The organism is Nostoc sp. (assembly GCF_036917275.1).
Taxonomy (GTDB): domain Bacteria; phylum Cyanobacteriota; class Cyanobacteriia; order Cyanobacteriales; family Nostocaceae; genus Nostoc.
This window is the reverse complement of record NZ_JBALDF010000021.1, coordinates 1-16,637: the sequence shown is the minus strand read 5'-3', so window position 1 is coordinate 16,637 and position 16,637 is coordinate 1. Positions and strand designations below refer to the sequence as shown.

Genomic DNA, 16,637 nt, shown 5'->3' with positions numbered 1-16,637 from the left:
CTTGCAGCAGTTGCCCGTTGAGCGTCCACAACCGCGCACTCTTGTCATCTGATGCCGTGGCGATGGTTTTGCCGTCCGGGCTGAAACTCACACTTCTGACTAAGCCTTGATGCCCTTGGAACTGGTTACGTTCTTTAATTTTATCGAGAATACTATCCAAAGCAAAAATAGGGCTGATAGCTGGATATTTTTCTAAAGGGCGACCATCTTTTACCAAAGTTTTTAACTCTTTCCCACTGTGCATTACTGCCACCAGCGATTCTAACTCGCGGCTACTTCTGCCAAAAAACCATAATCTTCAGCCAACTGCAACGGCGTGCCATAATTTTGATGTAGCGGCAGAGATTTTTCAACAAGGCTTTGCAACTCTGCCCATGCTTGTAAACGTCGCAGCACTTCACCCAGTTTAGTAATATGTTTTGCGACTAAATCTGAACGTCGTGCTTGTTCAAAAATATTTATAGCTTGCTGAAGGTAATTTCTAGACTCTTGCCAATAGCGTTGATTTTCTGTCTGATTTTTTTCAGCTTGGCGGTTATACGCCAAAGCAATATTAACGAGTAATATACCTTGTCGTTCTAAATGATTACTTTCTCGCCAGAACTCCAAGCTTTGGTGATAATGTCTTAAAGCAGAATCTATCTGGTCATGGAAATAATCATTCAAACCAAGCACAAACTCTAAACTTGCTTGAAGTGCTGCTTCTAATACTTCTCCTCGATTTTGCAAATCCTGACGAGCGGTTTCTAGTTCCCGGCACATTTGGGAATCGGGTGTTACATCACCAGCAAAGATTTCATCAGTTTTTTGCTGGAGGAAGTTGACTAACTCATCGGTAGGGTTTTCAAACTCAATGATAGTTGCCCAATTCTCTAAATCAGTTGCTAATCGAATAAATTTTTGTAGAACTTGGTCATTAACCCACAACAATATCGGAAACGGGAAGTTCTTTCTAAATTCCTCCCGCACTTGGTTAGCTGAAGTCATAACTGTATCAATATCTTTAATCGACTCCAAACCAAAAACCATTAATACTGATGGCTGTTCATTTAAGAGTTGTTCGCGTATATTTGTGTAAAGGGTTTTGACCGATGCAGGTAGGATAATTTCGTGAATGTGTACAGGAGATAATTGGCGCAGGCGTTCCACCATGCGCTGACGTAAAACAGCATAGTTACAACGCAGCAAAATCAGCGAAAATTCTCCCTGAGAAAGGGTAATTGTTCGCACCAGAGTTTGCAATGAACGTTCATTGTCAAAGGCTAAATTTTCTGGCTCTTGCTGATTACTCATAACATAGATAATTTACTTTATAGTAGCTGTTTATATGATTACATCATGTAAGTAAATGACATTCGCCAGTAGAGTGTGTTATGCCGTAGGCTAATGCACCTTTAATTATTGATGGTGCGTTGCGCTAACGCGATAATACACTCTACTGACATCGCTCCCGTCGCGACAGATACCGCTCCCGTCGCGACAAATACCGCTCCCGTCGCGACAGATACCGCTCCCGTCGCGACAGATACCGCTCCCGTCGCGACAGATACCGCTCCCGTCGCGACAGATATCGCTCCCGTCGCGACAGATACCGCTCCCGTCGCGACAGATATCGCTCCCGTCGCGACAGATATCGCTCCCGTCGCGACAGATATCGCTCCCGTCACGACTGAGATGCTTAACGTTATTCTTTCGTTCCCAGTTTATAGCTGGAAATGCTCACTGTGAGGCTCCGCCTCGTTTATTAGCGGCAGAGCCGCAATGAGGTGCATTTCCAGCCTCTGGCTGGAAACGAGAGAAACACGAGAGTGTTTTGGCTTAAGTTGACACCAATGACATCTGTACGCCCCTACAGCCGATTCATAACCTAAATTCCTTGGCTTCAGCCAAAATCGGATTGACATCAAACCAAGAACCATCCTCATTCCGGTATTCAAATACAAACATACTGCGGAGCAAAAGTTCGTATCTTTCATGACCTCTCAAGCTTTTCTCTTCCGCCACCTCACGCAGTGATTCCCATTCATCGGGCGTAATTGCTAAAATTAGTTCATTGCGGCGTTGTTTAATTACTCTATTTACGCACTCTCGCGACAAAGGTGGGTCTTCTTGCTGAAGACAGCGAAATAATAACATCAGCAAATTACGCAAATGACCGCCGCTAACTAAGCACAGCCTTTCTAAAGTATCAGGACTATCAAAAACCTCAGTAATTAAATTTCGGCTTTGTTCCCAACTCACACCAGGAAAAGCCCTCGCCATAACCATCTGTTGCAGCAGCGTGATTCCTTGTGAAAATTGTGAACCATCCTGTAGTTGCACAGGAACCATTGGTAAAACCTTGGGGTCTACCCCGAAGCGATTTGTTAACCTTCCTAAAGCGTTGGAAAAAATCAACACTAGGGGAATAGTATAAACAACATGACAATTTAGCTGGTTTAACTGTTCACCGCGTTCCACAAAGAGATATTCTGGCTGGTAATGACCGGAAGGCTTTAAAGAATTATCCACTCGGTCGAGATTATCTATAATTACCACCAGTCCTTTTTTACCTTGCTGCTTGAGTTTTTCTCTAGCAGGCTTGAGCAATTCTTTGTTAATTGATTCTAAAATGCCATTAGTACGCGGTTCTAAATATTGCCGTAACTGCCCGCGAAGCTTGGGACTATCTTTAGTTTTGGCAGTAATTTTGGCAATACCTACAGATAACTCTCCCCCAAGTTCTATCGGCGTTTGCAAAAATTCACCAAGTTCAGTAAACAGAGTTTGAAAGTATCCTGGCTTGAGATTAATTTTTATTGTTTCCAAACTTTGGCTAACTTCACGAGCTACTGCCAGTAAAATATCTGTAACATCAATATCAGCCATATCCAGGCTTTGGCTAGACTCAAAATAAACCACATGAAATCCCTGCTGCTCTAACTCTGCTTTGAGCCGCAGTAACTCAGTGGATTTGCCACAGCCGATATGTCCGGTAAACAATTGACAGGTAGATTGTTCCGGTGCAAGGCGGGTAATAGTTCGCCCTAATTCTTCAATAATCTTAGCCCCACGCACTTTGGAGAAATCAATATAATATTGTCTATCTTCCGGTTTGCTCACAACTAGAGTCTTACTGGGGTTGCAAGCTTGAAAAAACCTGACTAAATCTAGTTTCATCACAAATCACCCGAAATTAGGCTGACACTCTTGCCCATTTCAGTGATTATACAGACGACAAAGCCGTTATTTCGGAAAAAACTTCTTCAAGGCGGCTGATTAAGGACTATATCTAGTTCCCAGTTAAAGACTGGGAATGCCTATAAGAGGCTCTGCCTCTTGACTTGCCGCAGCAGCCCAATAAGGAGCATTTCCAACCAGAGGCTAGAAACGAGGTTTTAAAGACCTCTCCCTGGTTTTACTACGTAAAAACCGTCCCTCTCCGACTCGGAGAGGGACAGACTTGAACTTTAGTTTAAGGCAGGGAGAGGTTTGTCTCGTTCACAGTCTCTGACTGGGAATGCCTAATGAGAGGCTACGCCTCGTTTATTAGCGGCAGAGCCGCAATGATGAGCATTTCCAGCCTCTGGCTGGAAACGAGGTTTTAACGAGGTTTTAGCTTAAGTTTACAATTCCAACTTCTCACCCCGAATCGAATAATCCAACAACTCCATCGGGTGAATAACTGACATCTTCTTACCTTGCAACTGCAAATGCTTCGTAATTTGCAAAGTACACCCTGGATTAGCAGAAGCAATTAACTCAGCACCAGTATTCAACAAATTCTGCACTTTTTGCCGACCCAATTCTTCAGAAACTTCCGGTTGCAGCATATTGTAAACCCCAGCGCTACCACAACACAAAGCCGCGTCTATTGGTTCTCTCAACTTCACCCCTGGAATTTGTCGCAATACCTGACGTGGTTGCACGCTAATTTTTTGTCCATGCAATAAATGACAAGCATCTTGATAAACTAAATTCAAGGGTTTATCAGTCAGTGGTGAAAGTTTCGCTGTTAACCCAACAGTTGCCAAAAACTCTTGAGCATCTTTAACTTTAGCTGCAAAATCCTTCGCCTTTTGCCGATATTCTAGGTCATCTTCTAAAATGTGACCGTATTCTTTCAAAGTATGACCGCAACCAGCAGCATTGATAATTACGAAATCTACATCAGTATTGGCAAAACTATCAATCATTTGCCTTGCTAAAGCTTTCGCCTGTTCTGTTTGTCCTTGGTGTTCGGGAAGCGCTGCACAACAACCTTGAGATTTTGGAATCACAACTTCACAACCATTCGCCGTTAAAACCCGCACCGTTGCTTCATTCACTGGGGAGAAAAACAGCCGTTGCACGCATCCCAAAATTACCCCAACTCGGTAGCGCTTCTCACCTTGGGCGCGAATGACAGTAGGCAAATTATCTTGAAAAGATTTAAGAGTAATTTCTGGCAGAATCGATTCCATTGCTGCCAAACGGGGCGATATTTTATTGAGTAAACCTGTAGCGCGAAAGAATTTAGCAAAACCCAACTTTTGATAAACCAACAACGGAACTAGTAAAACCCGTAAAAGGTTTGGATAGGGAAACAAAGAAAATATCAGTTGACGAAAAAATTGGTCTGGCAAACTGCGGGGATAATTCCGTTCAACTTGGTGACGAGTTGCAGATATTAACTTGTCATACTGCACACCGGAAGGACAAGTACTTACACAAGCAAGACAGCCTAAACAAGAATCAAAATGTTCTACAGTTGCTGTGTTTAAAGCAATCTCACCCTCATTAATTGCATCCATCAAATAGACGCGTCCTCTAGGAGAATCCATCTCCTTCCCAAGTACCCGATAACTGGGACAAGTCGAGAGACAAAACCCACAATGTACACAACTATCAATCAACTTCGGGTCAGGCGGATGACTCTCATCAAACCCCTTCAAATTCTTTAAACTAGCCGTATTATTAACAGAATTTTCTGAAACTTGCATAATTATTTTTCTCCCCTCTCTATCTCAGCGCCCTCAGCGTCTCTGCGGTTAGTTTCTTAAATCCCACCCACAAACCGACCAGGACTTAAAATATTTTTACTATCAAACTGTTCTTTAATCCGACGCATCAGCGGCAAAGCATTCCCCGTATAGCCCCAAACATCTATTTGTTCTTTAACCGCCACTGGTGCTTCCAGAATTGTTAAAAAACCTCTATTAGCTTGAGTGCGTAGGCGCAGCCCGCCGTAGGCATCGCTTCCAGCGGAGCGTAGCTCATCGCGCACTTTCAGAACCTGATTTTTACCCTCTAATTGTAACAAACCTAAACCACTACCAATGTGAATTAAACCTAACTCTACGTGAGTCAAAATCTCCACGGCAGCAGTAGGTAACACTCCTATTTTGCAGGTAATTACAGATTCTGTGGCAGTATAATGTATTCGTTCTTGCAATCTCTGCCATAGACTAGCCTCATCATCATCTACATAAATAGCCCCATCTAACCCCAACTTTTGCCCTACTTCCAAAACTCGGTTTGACTGTTCCTTAACACTCTCACTAATACTTTGAAAACGAGCAATTAATCCCAGCCCTTCACCCAAACCTAAGCTGGACACCAGTTTAGTTGATAGCAAATCAGCTTGGACTGGTGTTAACGCCGAACCTCGAAGAATATCAGCTGCTTGGGATACAGCCTCCGCCGTACCAGTTAGTACCACCGTCTCCGATGCCTCAGCTAGCGGATACAGCCGAAAAGTTAGTTGACTAATAAAGCCTAATGTGCCATACGACCCAGTAAGCAACTTCATCAAGTCATATCCGGCAACATTTTTAACTACTCTTCCCCCAGCTTTGGCGATTTGTCCATCAGCACGGACAAAAGTAATACCTAGTAACTGGTCGCGCACACTACCATAACGTTGCCGCAGAGAACCTGTATCACCTGTAGCAACAATACCGCCAATGGTTGCTAACTCTGGTGCTGTGGGGTCAAGAGCAAGAAATTGCCGCGACTTTGCCAAAAGTGCTTGGAGATCAGAGAATTTCATCCCAGCTTCTACCGTGATTGTCAAATCGCCAACAGCGTGTTCAATCAGTTGGTTGATCCGCTCTGTACTGACTACAACATCAATGCCCTGGACTAAACCACCCCAGTTGAGTTTACTACTATTACCGCAGGGGAGGACACGCCAGTTGTTACTGTAAGCTGTGGCAATGACTGCTGCTAGCTGTTGTTGGCTGCGGGGATAAACGATACAACTGGGAGGATGTCCAGAAGCGATCGCCTGTTGGATACGTTTTTGCTGACCTAGTTCGATGTTTTCCCAAAGGCAGACAGCATTTTCTTCGCCGACGATAGATGCAAAATAAGAAGCGTAGACGCCTTGCGGCTTGTCGTTAGACATCGCTTTGATTCAGTATTATTTTTTCTCACCCTACATCTAATTTACTGGCTAACCTGATTAAAAAAGCGCATTGCCATTAATACATGGTGGCTAATTCACTTGCGAGTTCTGTTTCCATAGGTCTTTTTTATCGGCAGTTGCAAGTTTAATCTCTCAGGTTGATCACTTTTATGAGGTGGTATTGGAAACAAACACCCCTCAATATTCGTTGGGTGCAGTGATTCCCCATAACCAGCTAGCAGAGAACTTTTTTACCTCTTCATAAGGTAGACGCCGCTACTAATAGCCTTCTGAATCTCCTTTGACAAATTCAGCTGCCAGTTTTTTAGCGATCGCGATCGCTTCAGCATCACAACTAATCACATATGCTTTTTGCTCAGGATAAATTACTGTTGTCATAGATGAGGGTGAAACAAATACGGGGATTCTTCTGATGTCTTCACCTAGAGATTCCCCGTATTTGTAGAGTTGTACCACCAACTCAAAATTCATTATGCAGCTTACCCTCATCCTTCAGCTACAGATTGCTTTATTTGTTGCATTCCTCTTGCTGGTTATATGCATTATCAAGATTTGGCTTCAGAGGAAAGCTTTGGAACAGTACCGAAAATCCACAGAACTATTTAAGCAGTCTGTAAACGGCTACCAAGAATCTGTAGAGCTTTTTAGACAAGCTATCAATGAGTATGAATTACTACTTAAAAAACATGGGATAGATACATCAAAACTAAAAGCTAAAGTTCCCCAGCAATCAATATCGCCACTACCTTTGCAATTCAAAGTAACTCAAGAGGAAATAGACATTAACAACAAATATTTGCACAGTGAATTAATTGCTCTAACCAACAACGTAAAGATAGCTAATCAATTACTGGTAAAACAGCGCCAATTGTGCCCAGGTAAATCTGAGAACTGGCTTTTAAAACAAGTTATTAGTGACTTGAAGCTCAAAAAACCACAAGAACAACTACGTTCAAAAACACCACAAACACAAACAGAACTTTCTCTATCTCCACCCTCAGATACACCATTACCAGACCTCAAAAAAATGAAGAGGCAACCTAGTAAACCAAAAGGAGTATCCAAAAATAATCCATTGTATAAAGAACTTCTTAATTTAATCAGTGGCAATGAAGAAATTGCCAATCGGTTGATTACACATCAGCAACAATTAAACCCAGATAAATTAGAGAACTGGATTTTGGAAAAAGTTGTTGGCGACATCAAACGTGATCGACGTGTATAACGAACCTAAGTGATCGTCCACGATCAAATTTCTAGTCAGCAAAATCAACTGCTTGAGGTTTATCAAGACTAAAATCCTGACTATAAACTTTAATTTCTTTACACCTAGCTACTTAGCATTTTCAAAATTTTAAGCTAAAACCACTGCTGGTTGCTGCCAACGTCCTACCGCCTTACCAATAACTGATAATTCTTGCATCAAGTTATCGAAACGGTCTGGTGTCAGAGATTGAGGCCCATCAGATAAGGCTTTGGCAGGGTTGGGGTGAACCTCTATCATCAGGGAATCGGTGCCAGCTGCGATCGCAGCCATTGCCATTGAAGGCACAAACTCAGACCAACCTACGCCGTGACTGGGGTCAATCATAATTGGTAGGTGAGTCAGCTTTCGCAACACTGGCACTACCGATAAATCCAGTGTATTTCGCGTATACTGGCGGTCAAAGGTGCGTATTCCCCTTTCACACAAGATTACATTGGGATTACCGGATGCCAGAATATACTCAGCTGCCATCAACCAATCTTCAATAGTAGCCGCCATTCCCCGCTTCAAGAGAACTGGTTTCGCCTGCGCTCCCACTTTTTTAAGCAAAGAGAAATTCTGCATATTCCTTGCCCCCACCTGGATCACGTCAGCAATTTCGGCAATTTTATCTAGGTCAGCGGCATCCATCACTTCTGTAATAATACCTAGTCCACTGACTTCCCGCGCCTTCGCCAACAAATCCAAAGCACTCTCGCCGTGTCCTTGGAAGGCGTAAGGTGAAGTCCGGGGTTTGTAAGCCCCTCCTCGCAAAAATGTGGCTCCAGCCGTCTTGACGCGCCGTGCCGTCTCCACAATCATTTCTTCATTTTCTACGGAGCAGGGGCCGGCAACGACTACCAAAGGTTGGTGTTCACCAAAGACCACCGCTCCATTGGGAGTATTAACCACCACTTCCGAAGCTTCGCCGTGGCGGTACTGGCGGCTGGCTCGTTTGTAAGGCTGCTCTACTCGCAACACCTGCTCAATCCAGGGGTTAAGTTCTTGAATTTGTAATGGATCTAAGTTGGCGGTTTCACCTACTAGACCAATAACTACTTTGTGTTGACCAATAATTTTTTCTGGAGTTAACCCCCAGCTAGTTAGTTCCTGATCAATGCGGTTTATTTCCGCCTCTGGGGAACCACTCTTCATTACTATAATCATGTGAAAATTCCTGATTAATTGAGTAAATTTTTCTGTAAATTGGCTGACTTTATTATTGCCTATTGCCCTAATTACGAATAGTTAAAAAGAAAATTTATTTATAAAATATACCACTCAGTCAGTAGCTTGACGCTCAGTCAGTGATTTTACTGTTAAAAAACTGGATATAGGGTATAAAAATTATATAATAATTTTTGTTAGTAATGTTGAAGTTATAAAATTTCAACTTCAACATTCACTTCTTTATTTACCCAATACCGTAGTTATCTAATACCTGAGCGCCGTTCATTAGGAGTTTTTTTGCCGAGTTTCGCGCCAAGCTCCCACCATTCGTCCCCAATTGGTGTTGAATTCACCCAAACCCAGCAAACTTCCGACTCTTTCTTCATCCCAAGAGGCAGAGAGAACGCCATAACTTATCCCTAAGACCCCCAAACCAAATAATCCCATATTTACCAATAACACGGCGATGGGAGCTAGTTGGATGTGGGAGTAGATAGCAAGCAGATAGCTGACAACCAGGGTGGTAATGCCTAAAGCTGTTGGTACACCACAGAACACAGCTACCCGTCGGATCATCCTCTGGCTGACTACTTGAGGAATAGCCATCTCTTGTTTGGTGTAAGTCTGTTTTTTATCAGCCTGTTTCCCAGATTCTTGTGGCTGCGCTGCTGGTTTACTTTGAGTTTTTGCGGGTTTTTGGCGCTTTTTATTTGGTTCAAAGGGTAAGCGACTGCGTTCAGATTCTTCAGCAGACATAAGCGCTAGTTCCTATCCACGAATACCGAGGCGAGCGATCAAAGCTAAATACTTTTCCCGGCTTTCCTGCGATATATAGGCTAGAAGACGCTTACGCTGACCAATTAGCTTCAACAGTCCTCGCCGAGAAGAATGGTCTTTTTTATTTGCCTGGAGATGTTCGCTGAGGCGGTTAATGCGCTCAGTTAGCATGGCAACTTGGACATCGGCCGAACCCGTGTCGGTTTCGTGAACTTGGTAGTTGGAAATTATTTCTTGTTTCCGCAGTTGCGTCAGAGCCATGATCGATTCAATTTCTAGTTTTTCTAAATGTATGTAGCAGTCTCCCATAATATCACAGCCATCAAACTGGATGTGGAATCATCTTTGCTGCTACATGTTGCACTTTAAAAGACTAAGTAAGTCAGAAGCCAGACTCCAGTCTCATCTGGTAGTGGAGACGGTGAGTATAATCCATAACCAATTGTATTTATAGTTGCGATCGCTTCCCAATGCAATACCTGCGGCAATCTTACTATTGCGATTTTCACAAGAATTTATAGGCGTTGTTGCAAGAGTTGATATAAGAGGCGATCGCTTACTTTTTAACAAACACCGAGCTGGAACATTACTAAGTCTTTACCAACGGCTGTTGCAAGCAGAGTCAGCAGGAGAGCGGATGCACCCTTTGCAATTAATCCTATTAAAATGATCTTATTCTCTAGCCAAACCGCAATAATGCGGAGAATATTTACAATCAGCAATTAATAAGACTCGCCGACGAGTATAAAGGACTCGCTAACGCAGTTCAAAGACTCGCCAACGAGTATAAAAGACTCTTCAACGGAGTTATTGTATGGAATATTCCATTTTCTACACTCAGAAGTGCCAAACTACAGAATTTCGATGTTTGGATACTGCCGATTAGCGATCGCGCAATAAGAACAAAGTTAAATACACTAAACTAGAACCTACATCTACTATTTGGCTGGCTACTACTCCCCAAATATCTTGGCTGTATAGCTTGGCAAGTCAGTGATTAAACCATCTTTCCCAACTTCCACTTCCCCCTTGAGGAACCAATCTTGCCAATACTCAGCAATTGGGAAGTCTGGAATTTGATATTTAGTTAAATTCTGATCAGAAAAATTAGCCACAACAACAACACGAGAATTTTGTTCATCCCAGCGAGTGTAAGCCAGCACTTTATCGTCGGCATTTTCGTAGAAAAACTCAATATTGTCACTTTGCAAGGCAAGATTCTGCTTGCGTAGAGCAATGAGTTTTTGATAATACTTAAATAAATCACGATTCTGGTCGCCTGACAACAAAGACCAATTAATCTTTTGTGGCTTAGTTACATCTTGGCTTTTTAGCTGGTATTCGCCAAACTCTTCTCCCATCCAGAGCATTGGTATGCCCATCGCTGTCATTAAGAGCACAGCTGCTAACTTTACTCGTTTAAATGCTTCTGCGTCAAAGATACCGCGATCGCCTAATTCTCGCAATAGACGTTCGCGATCATGGGTTGCCAAATAATTTATCACATTAGTAGCGATCGCATAACCCTGCTGCTTGGGATCTAAAATTTGCTTTAGTTGTTCTATTTCAAATGTTTCTCCACAAATATGTGGAACTATAAAGTATCGAAAACTCTCATGCCAACAACCATCTAATGGCCCATCTGGCTTGACTACAGTTTTTGTATCGGGAATATGTTCAGCAATATTATAAAACTGCTTGGGTGCAGCATGGTTTTTCCCTTGCTGTGCTATCCAGTCGAGAAATTCAAAGTTAGCCAATTGGCGCACTGCATCAAAACGAATTCCATCAATGTGATACTCCTTAATGAAAAATTGCACCACATCTCCAACGTATTTCCATGCGGGTTTAACATTTAATTTTTTATCATAATTATCATAGTTAAACTCTGGCCCCCAATAATTATCTGGGTCTTCAGGATAATGCATGTATTCGTAATACCAGTAATTCCGGTCAATCAGCATTAACGGGCATTCTTCATCGGTATGGTTATAAATTCCATCCATAAAAACGCGAATGCCTCTAGCATGACACTCATCTATTAATCGTTTTAAATCTTCTGTTGAACCGTAACTAGATTCTGTAGCAAAGAAGTGGCGGACTTTATAGCCCCAGCTATAGTTACCGGGATACTCATTAACTGGCATTAATTCAATTGCATTAACTCCCAATTTAACTAGATAATCTAACTTGGCAATTATCCCTAAATATTTGCCTCGTTTTTCAAGGCCAACCTCATCACCAGTAAAATCTGCAACGTGCATTTCATATATGACTAATTCCCGATTGTCAGGCAACGGTTTATCGTCATGTTGCCAAACGTAAGTATCAATAATGCGTTGGCCATTTTTAATCTGCACCATGCTGAATTTTTCTGTTTCATTAACATCTGTTGCATTAGGATCAATAACATCTATCAATTCATCAAGTACAAAATTTGGGCTTTTGGTTTGAAGACGAAATTTATATTGATAAATGCCGTCTTCCAGTTTTACTTGAGTGCGGAAGTAACCATCTTCACTTTTTTCCATTGGGATTTCTTTCCAGTCAGAAAAAGACCCAATTAAAGCTGCTCCTTTGTTACGAGGAGCAAACAACGTAAATTCAATTAAACTTCCCATTTTCTTTTTTTAATATATCTTCCAGTGAGTAATCCCAGTCACCAGGTATGAGATAGGACTTACGCACACTCTGCGAATTCTCGGCGCTCTTGGCACGGCAGTTGCTTCAAGTCGGCAGAGCCGCCCAACGCACTGCCTCGTCTTGGCGGTTCGATAAATTAAGCGAAGTTGGCAATTTTTGCGTAAGTCCTATGAGAATAGAAACTTATCTGCTTCCTGATACCTTTCGAGAGTTTACTTCCTTGCGAATGACTATACATCTATCTTTAGTAGTCTTGCTTAAAAAGAAATATTATACTTTTAAATTTACTTCGTTGTGAATTCTTTATAATATAGAAGACTTATTTTCTGCCGCTTCAATAAATGCCTCAAACTGACCATTAGGTGTCCATTGAATAGCCCCATCTCGTCCTGTAAAAAATAGTTTAGTTTGGCTTGGATTCAGTTCAGATAAAACTTTTGGATCAAAGTTAGCCGAAGAAGCGATCGCTACTTCTGGTTTCAAAGCAATAACTAAATCTTTTAATGACTGAGGGGCACACCACAGCACTTGTGGATGAGGCAAACTTCCATTTTTAACTAGTTTTTGTATCTCTTTAGACTTGATATTACCGACTAATAACCAATTCTGATCTAAAATTTGCAATCGTAATATGGGTAATTGCTCGTTGATTAATTGTGCCACTATTGAACCAGTTTCCACAGTTTGACCAACTGCCAGCGGTTGGTAAGCTCCCTGATACTTTTGTAATTCTTGTTGAATTGCCTGAGTTGCAATAGAATTTTCTGGCTTAGGGGAATATTCAGAAAAATTTTTGATTGGTAAACGTTGTAGTAATTCCAACCAAGCATTACTTTCATTGCCTTGGAAATCAGTTGCGATCGCCCAAGTGATTTGATTTACACCCTGCTGTTGTAAAAATGGTAGGATTGTGAAACGTCCAGTCCCTTCATCCCCACTATTAATTACAGTTACAGTACCTCTATCTTGAACAACTACAATTGGTTCGGTACCAGATTCTAATACCGTTATCCGAAACAATGTATTTGTAGAATGCCAAAGGGGGATAAATACTAAAGCAATCGCAATCACATTAGCAAACCACCACCGCCGCTGCCACCAAGGCACTAGCCAAACCAATATAATCAAAACGTAAATCGCCAGAAGCTGCCAAGTAGATATGCTGCCTACAGCAACAGAATTTCCTGGTAACTTGCTAAAAAATTCCACTAGTTTAATTAGCCAATCAGTAGGGTAATGCAACACCCCAGCCAGGAAGCTTCCTGCCTCAATCCAAATTAAAGCTGCTAAAGCACTGATGATTCCACCTATACTAATGATCGAAATTAATGGAGTACTAACCACATTCAGCAACAAACTATAAGATGGTACAACTCCAAATACAAAAAGTTGTACAGGTAAAGTCCAAAGAGTTGCAGCTAAGGGAACGGCAATCAAAGCAGCGATCGCAGGTGGTAGCCATGCTAGACGGTTGACTAATGCAGGTACTGTTACGACTAATCCCAGTGTTGCTAAAAAACTCAATTGAAAACCTAAATCCCAAATCCATAGAGGATTAAATACTAATAACAGAGTTGCTGCTAATAGTAATGATCCCAACTGTTTTACCTTTCTTTTTAATAGCAAACCAATTAATGCCGCAAAACCCATAATTACGGCTCTGAGTACCGCAGGTTGAAAACCTGTTAAACTCAGAAAAATGATTAAAGCCAAAAAGCCAAGGGTAAATTGCGTTACTTTTTTTGCCCGTCTAGTTAACTGTAATATCACACTCAAAATCAAGGAAGTTTGGAAGCCGGAGGCTGCTAAAGCATGAGCTAATCCTGCTTGTACAAACAAGTCGCGGATATCGTAGGGTAAATCTACAGCTTTGCTACCTAAAACCATTGCACTCACAAGAGGCCCTTCCGGGATACCCAACCAACGAACTTGCGATCGCACAATTCGCTCCCGAATTTGCCACCATCCCCATTTCCGTTCCTGATCCAAAACATTTATTTGTCGCCCAATCAAACCAGCAAACGTTCCTTCTTGCTTGAGAAACTTCTGAAAGTCGAAACCACCAGGATTAGAAGCCGCCTTTGGTTTGTACAAAATTCCAGTCACAGCAATCTGTTGACTAGGGTATAACCCAGTAGCCTGAAGTATAGGCACTGTCACATACAATTTGCCTGTCACCCCTTTTGGGACACCTGCTGAACCTTTTTCATTTTTGACTTCATCTAACTGAGTCGCTTCCAGCCAAAATTGTCCTCGCTGACTGCGAGTCAAGCGGGGATTACTCGCCACTTCGCCGCGAACAATCACAAGTTGTTCTTGATTACTGCTGTTTCCAGACGGGACAAACTGACTAATATCTTTTGCACCCGGTTGCGGCACTCGCCATTGAAAATATAGAGTTGCCAATAATCCCACTAAGCCAGCAGCTAGCCATATTCGAGCATGGGGAGTAGTTTGCCAAGTGTTGGGCACTACCTTATTTTTGCCTCCAGCATTTTCTGGTTTCTGGGCAAGTTGCCGTGAAGCGGTACGTCTTCTAAAAAGAATTGCTCCCACTATCCCCAGAACCAAAATCCACACACCACCCCAAGGAACTGCTGTAAACAGCAACCCGAAAATGTAGCCAAGACAAATAATTACACCACTGGTTTGAATCATAAGATTTTTTGTAAAAGCACCTGACAACCCGAACTTGATATAACTTAAAAATAGCTAGGGTAGCAATAGAGAAAAATCGGCGTTGCTAAAATTGGCTATGAAATTCAAAAATCAAATATTTCAAACTCTTATTATCTGCGCCTGGAGCGCCTATTGAAGTTTTGAGCGGTGGCTTCCGCTGCTCAAACTTCTCTCTGCGTGAGCTTTTCATCTCTTTAATCAGCAACTCCGAAAATTTTTATGCTTGTGGTGAAGTATAGTCCATCAAGTTTATACAAACAAAGCCCACCTATGCGGGCCTTATCCTTATAGCCTTAATGTTCTAGACTCAAGATTTAACGGTATTTCTGACTTTTAGCAATAGCGACATCATCAAGATATAAGCTAAAAATCTTTTAATTTGCATCCTCAAAAAAATAAATCTCTTGTGGGGTGGGCATCTTGCCTGCCCTAGTTGTGCAAATTAAATGCGTGACATTACCTAGCTTAAACCCCAGCACAGCATGGATAATAGAACTTACGCAAGAAACCCTTTAAAACTCCATTCCTTTGCGTCCTTTGCGGTTCGTTTTTTCATAATTCTGCGTAAGTCCTGGATAAATAAAACACAAAGTGTTACGTTGACCAAATATGCAATTGTTCCTAGCAGACTTAATTCGTGTAGCCGCACCCTTTAGGATGTCGGGCTTCCTCTTCAACTCACGGCATCTTTGAGCAACGGAAAACCTAACTTCTCCCTTTGCTCAACATATAAATGAGCTACCCTCCTAGCCAAATGACGAATCCTGGCAATATAGCGAGTTCTCTCCGTCACCGAAATCACACCTCTAGCATCCAGCAGATTGAACGTGTGCGAACACTTCATTACATAATCTAAACTAGGCAAGACCAATCCTCGCTCCGTCAATTGGGTAGCTTCCTGCTCATATAAATTAAATAGTGTCAGTAGCAACTCAGGATTTGACGCTTCAAAGTTGTAGATACACTGCTCAATCTCTCCCTGGAGGTAAACATCACCATAAGTAATGTTGTCCGTCCAATGAATCTTAGTAATTGCCTCCACTTCCTGGAGGTACATCACCAATCGCTCTAACCCGTATGTGATCTCAATCGACACAGGACGGCAATCTATTCCCCCACACTGTTGGAAGTAGGTAAATTGAGTAATTTCCATCCCATCTAACCATACCTCCCACCCAGTGCCCCAAGCTCCCACTGTCGCATCTTCCCAGTTATCCTCTACAAACCGAATATCGTGGTCTTCAGGACGAATACCTAAAACCCTTAATGAATCAAGATAAATATCTTGGATATTATCTGGCGACGGTTTGATTAAAACTTGGTACTGATAATAATGTTGGAAGCGGTTGGGGTTTTCGCCGTATCGCCCATCCGTCGGACGACGACACGGTTCAACGTAGGCAACAGCCCACGGTTCCGGTCCCAATGCTCTTAAAAATGTTTGAGGATTCTTAGTACCTGCCCCCTTCTCAATGTCATAAGGTTGGGCAATCAAGCAACCGCGATCGCCCCAAAACTCATGCAATAAACCTATTACCGACTGAAAATTCACGCTTCACCCTTCCTTACTCAGCACAGTGCATAAACTATTGTTGCCTACAACCCGTCACTGTGAGCAGTTTCAAGGGACTGAAAAGCGGTCCAAAATATTTTTGGAAAAATAGTTGACAAGCTTAAGGAGGTTCGCTATATTGAATAAGTGCCGGAAGCGAAGAGCTAAAAAGCGACGCTTTT

General features: G+C 42.2%; 14 protein-coding genes. 2 read left to right on the top strand and 12 right to left on the bottom strand.

The annotated features are described in order from the left end of the window. The 6 genes from V7K35_RS07995 to V7K35_RS07970 all read right to left on the bottom strand — a co-directional run. Nucleotides 1-244 (bottom strand): WD40 repeat domain-containing protein (locus V7K35_RS07995; RefSeq protein ID WP_335077828.1); only part of this gene is annotated, 244 nt, incomplete at its 3' end. A 17-nt stretch (nucleotides 245-261) separates the two neighbouring features. Then, nucleotides 262-1,293, bottom strand: coding sequence for a hypothetical protein (locus V7K35_RS07990; protein WP_335077826.1), 1,032 nt, complete (start codon nucleotides 1,291-1,293; stop codon nucleotides 262-264). 567 nt (nucleotides 1,294-1,860) lie between these two features. Continuing rightward, a complete protein-coding gene (locus V7K35_RS07985) occupies nucleotides 1,861-3,159 on the bottom strand; it encodes a P-loop NTPase fold protein (RefSeq protein WP_335077824.1) in 1,299 nt (432 codons plus the stop codon). 446 nt (nucleotides 3,160-3,605) lie between these two features. Further along, nucleotides 3,606-4,961: a (Fe-S)-binding protein gene (locus tag V7K35_RS07980; protein ID WP_335077822.1), complete on the bottom strand. Its 1,356-nt coding sequence runs from the start codon at nucleotides 4,959-4,961 to the stop codon at nucleotides 3,606-3,608. Nucleotides 4,962-5,017: 56 nt separating this feature from the next. After that, nucleotides 5,018-6,367 (bottom strand): FAD-binding oxidoreductase, encoded by a 1,350-nt coding sequence (locus V7K35_RS07975; protein WP_335077820.1) that lies wholly within the window; start codon nucleotides 6,365-6,367, stop codon nucleotides 5,018-5,020. Nucleotides 6,368-6,646: 279 nt separating this feature from the next. Beyond that, entirely contained in the window at nucleotides 6,647-6,859 is a 213-nt protein-coding gene (locus V7K35_RS07970) for a hypothetical protein (RefSeq protein WP_335077818.1), read from the bottom strand. Nucleotide 6,860: 1 nt separating this feature from the next. Here V7K35_RS07970 and V7K35_RS07965 point away from each other — a divergent pair, with 1 nt between their 5' ends. Beyond that, on the top strand, nucleotides 6,861-7,613 hold the full coding sequence (locus V7K35_RS07965; RefSeq protein WP_335077817.1) for a hypothetical protein: 753 nt from the start codon (nucleotides 6,861-6,863) through the stop codon (nucleotides 7,611-7,613). A gap of 129 nt (nucleotides 7,614-7,742) precedes the next feature. On the opposite strand, the gene aroF is transcribed toward V7K35_RS07965, so the two are convergent. From aroF to rpsO, 3 genes are all read right to left on the bottom strand, one after another. Continuing rightward, nucleotides 7,743-8,801 carry a 3-deoxy-7-phosphoheptulonate synthase gene (aroF, locus tag V7K35_RS07960; protein WP_335077815.1) on the bottom strand — a complete coding sequence of 353 codons (1,059 nt, stop codon included), beginning with the start codon at nucleotides 8,799-8,801 and terminating at the stop codon, nucleotides 7,743-7,745. Between the two features lie 288 nt (nucleotides 8,802-9,089). Further along, nucleotides 9,090-9,560, bottom strand: a complete 471-nt coding sequence (locus V7K35_RS07955) for a PAM68 family protein (RefSeq protein WP_335077813.1) — start codon at nucleotides 9,558-9,560, stop codon at nucleotides 9,090-9,092. Nucleotides 9,561-9,572: 12 nt separating this feature from the next. Next, complete coding sequence (rpsO, locus tag V7K35_RS07950) at nucleotides 9,573-9,842, bottom strand: 30S ribosomal protein S15 (RefSeq protein ID WP_094348354.1); 270 nt, start codon at nucleotides 9,840-9,842, stop codon at nucleotides 9,573-9,575. Nucleotides 9,843-10,077: 235 nt separating this feature from the next. On the opposite strand from rpsO, the gene V7K35_RS07945 reads away from it, so the two are divergent. Then, a complete protein-coding gene (locus V7K35_RS07945; protein WP_335077811.1) occupies nucleotides 10,078-10,251 on the top strand; it encodes a hypothetical protein in 174 nt (57 codons plus the stop codon). A 283-nt stretch (nucleotides 10,252-10,534) separates the two neighbouring features. Here V7K35_RS07945 and V7K35_RS07940 read toward each other — a convergent pair whose 3' ends face one another. From V7K35_RS07940 to glyQ, 3 genes are all read right to left on the bottom strand, one after another. Further along, nucleotides 10,535-12,202, bottom strand: a complete 1,668-nt coding sequence (locus tag V7K35_RS07940) for an alpha-amylase family glycosyl hydrolase (RefSeq protein ID WP_335077809.1) — start codon at nucleotides 12,200-12,202, stop codon at nucleotides 10,535-10,537. Nucleotides 12,203-12,527: 325 nt separating this feature from the next. Next, nucleotides 12,528-14,882 (bottom strand): ComEC/Rec2 family competence protein, encoded by a 2,355-nt coding sequence (locus tag V7K35_RS07935; protein WP_335077806.1) that lies wholly within the window; start codon nucleotides 14,880-14,882, stop codon nucleotides 12,528-12,530. A gap of 694 nt (nucleotides 14,883-15,576) precedes the next feature. Then, nucleotides 15,577-16,455 carry a glycine--tRNA ligase subunit alpha gene (gene glyQ / locus V7K35_RS07930; protein ID WP_335077804.1) on the bottom strand — a complete coding sequence of 293 codons (879 nt, stop codon included), beginning with the start codon at nucleotides 16,453-16,455 and terminating at the stop codon, nucleotides 15,577-15,579. Between the last annotated feature and the right edge of the window lie 182 nt (nucleotides 16,456-16,637).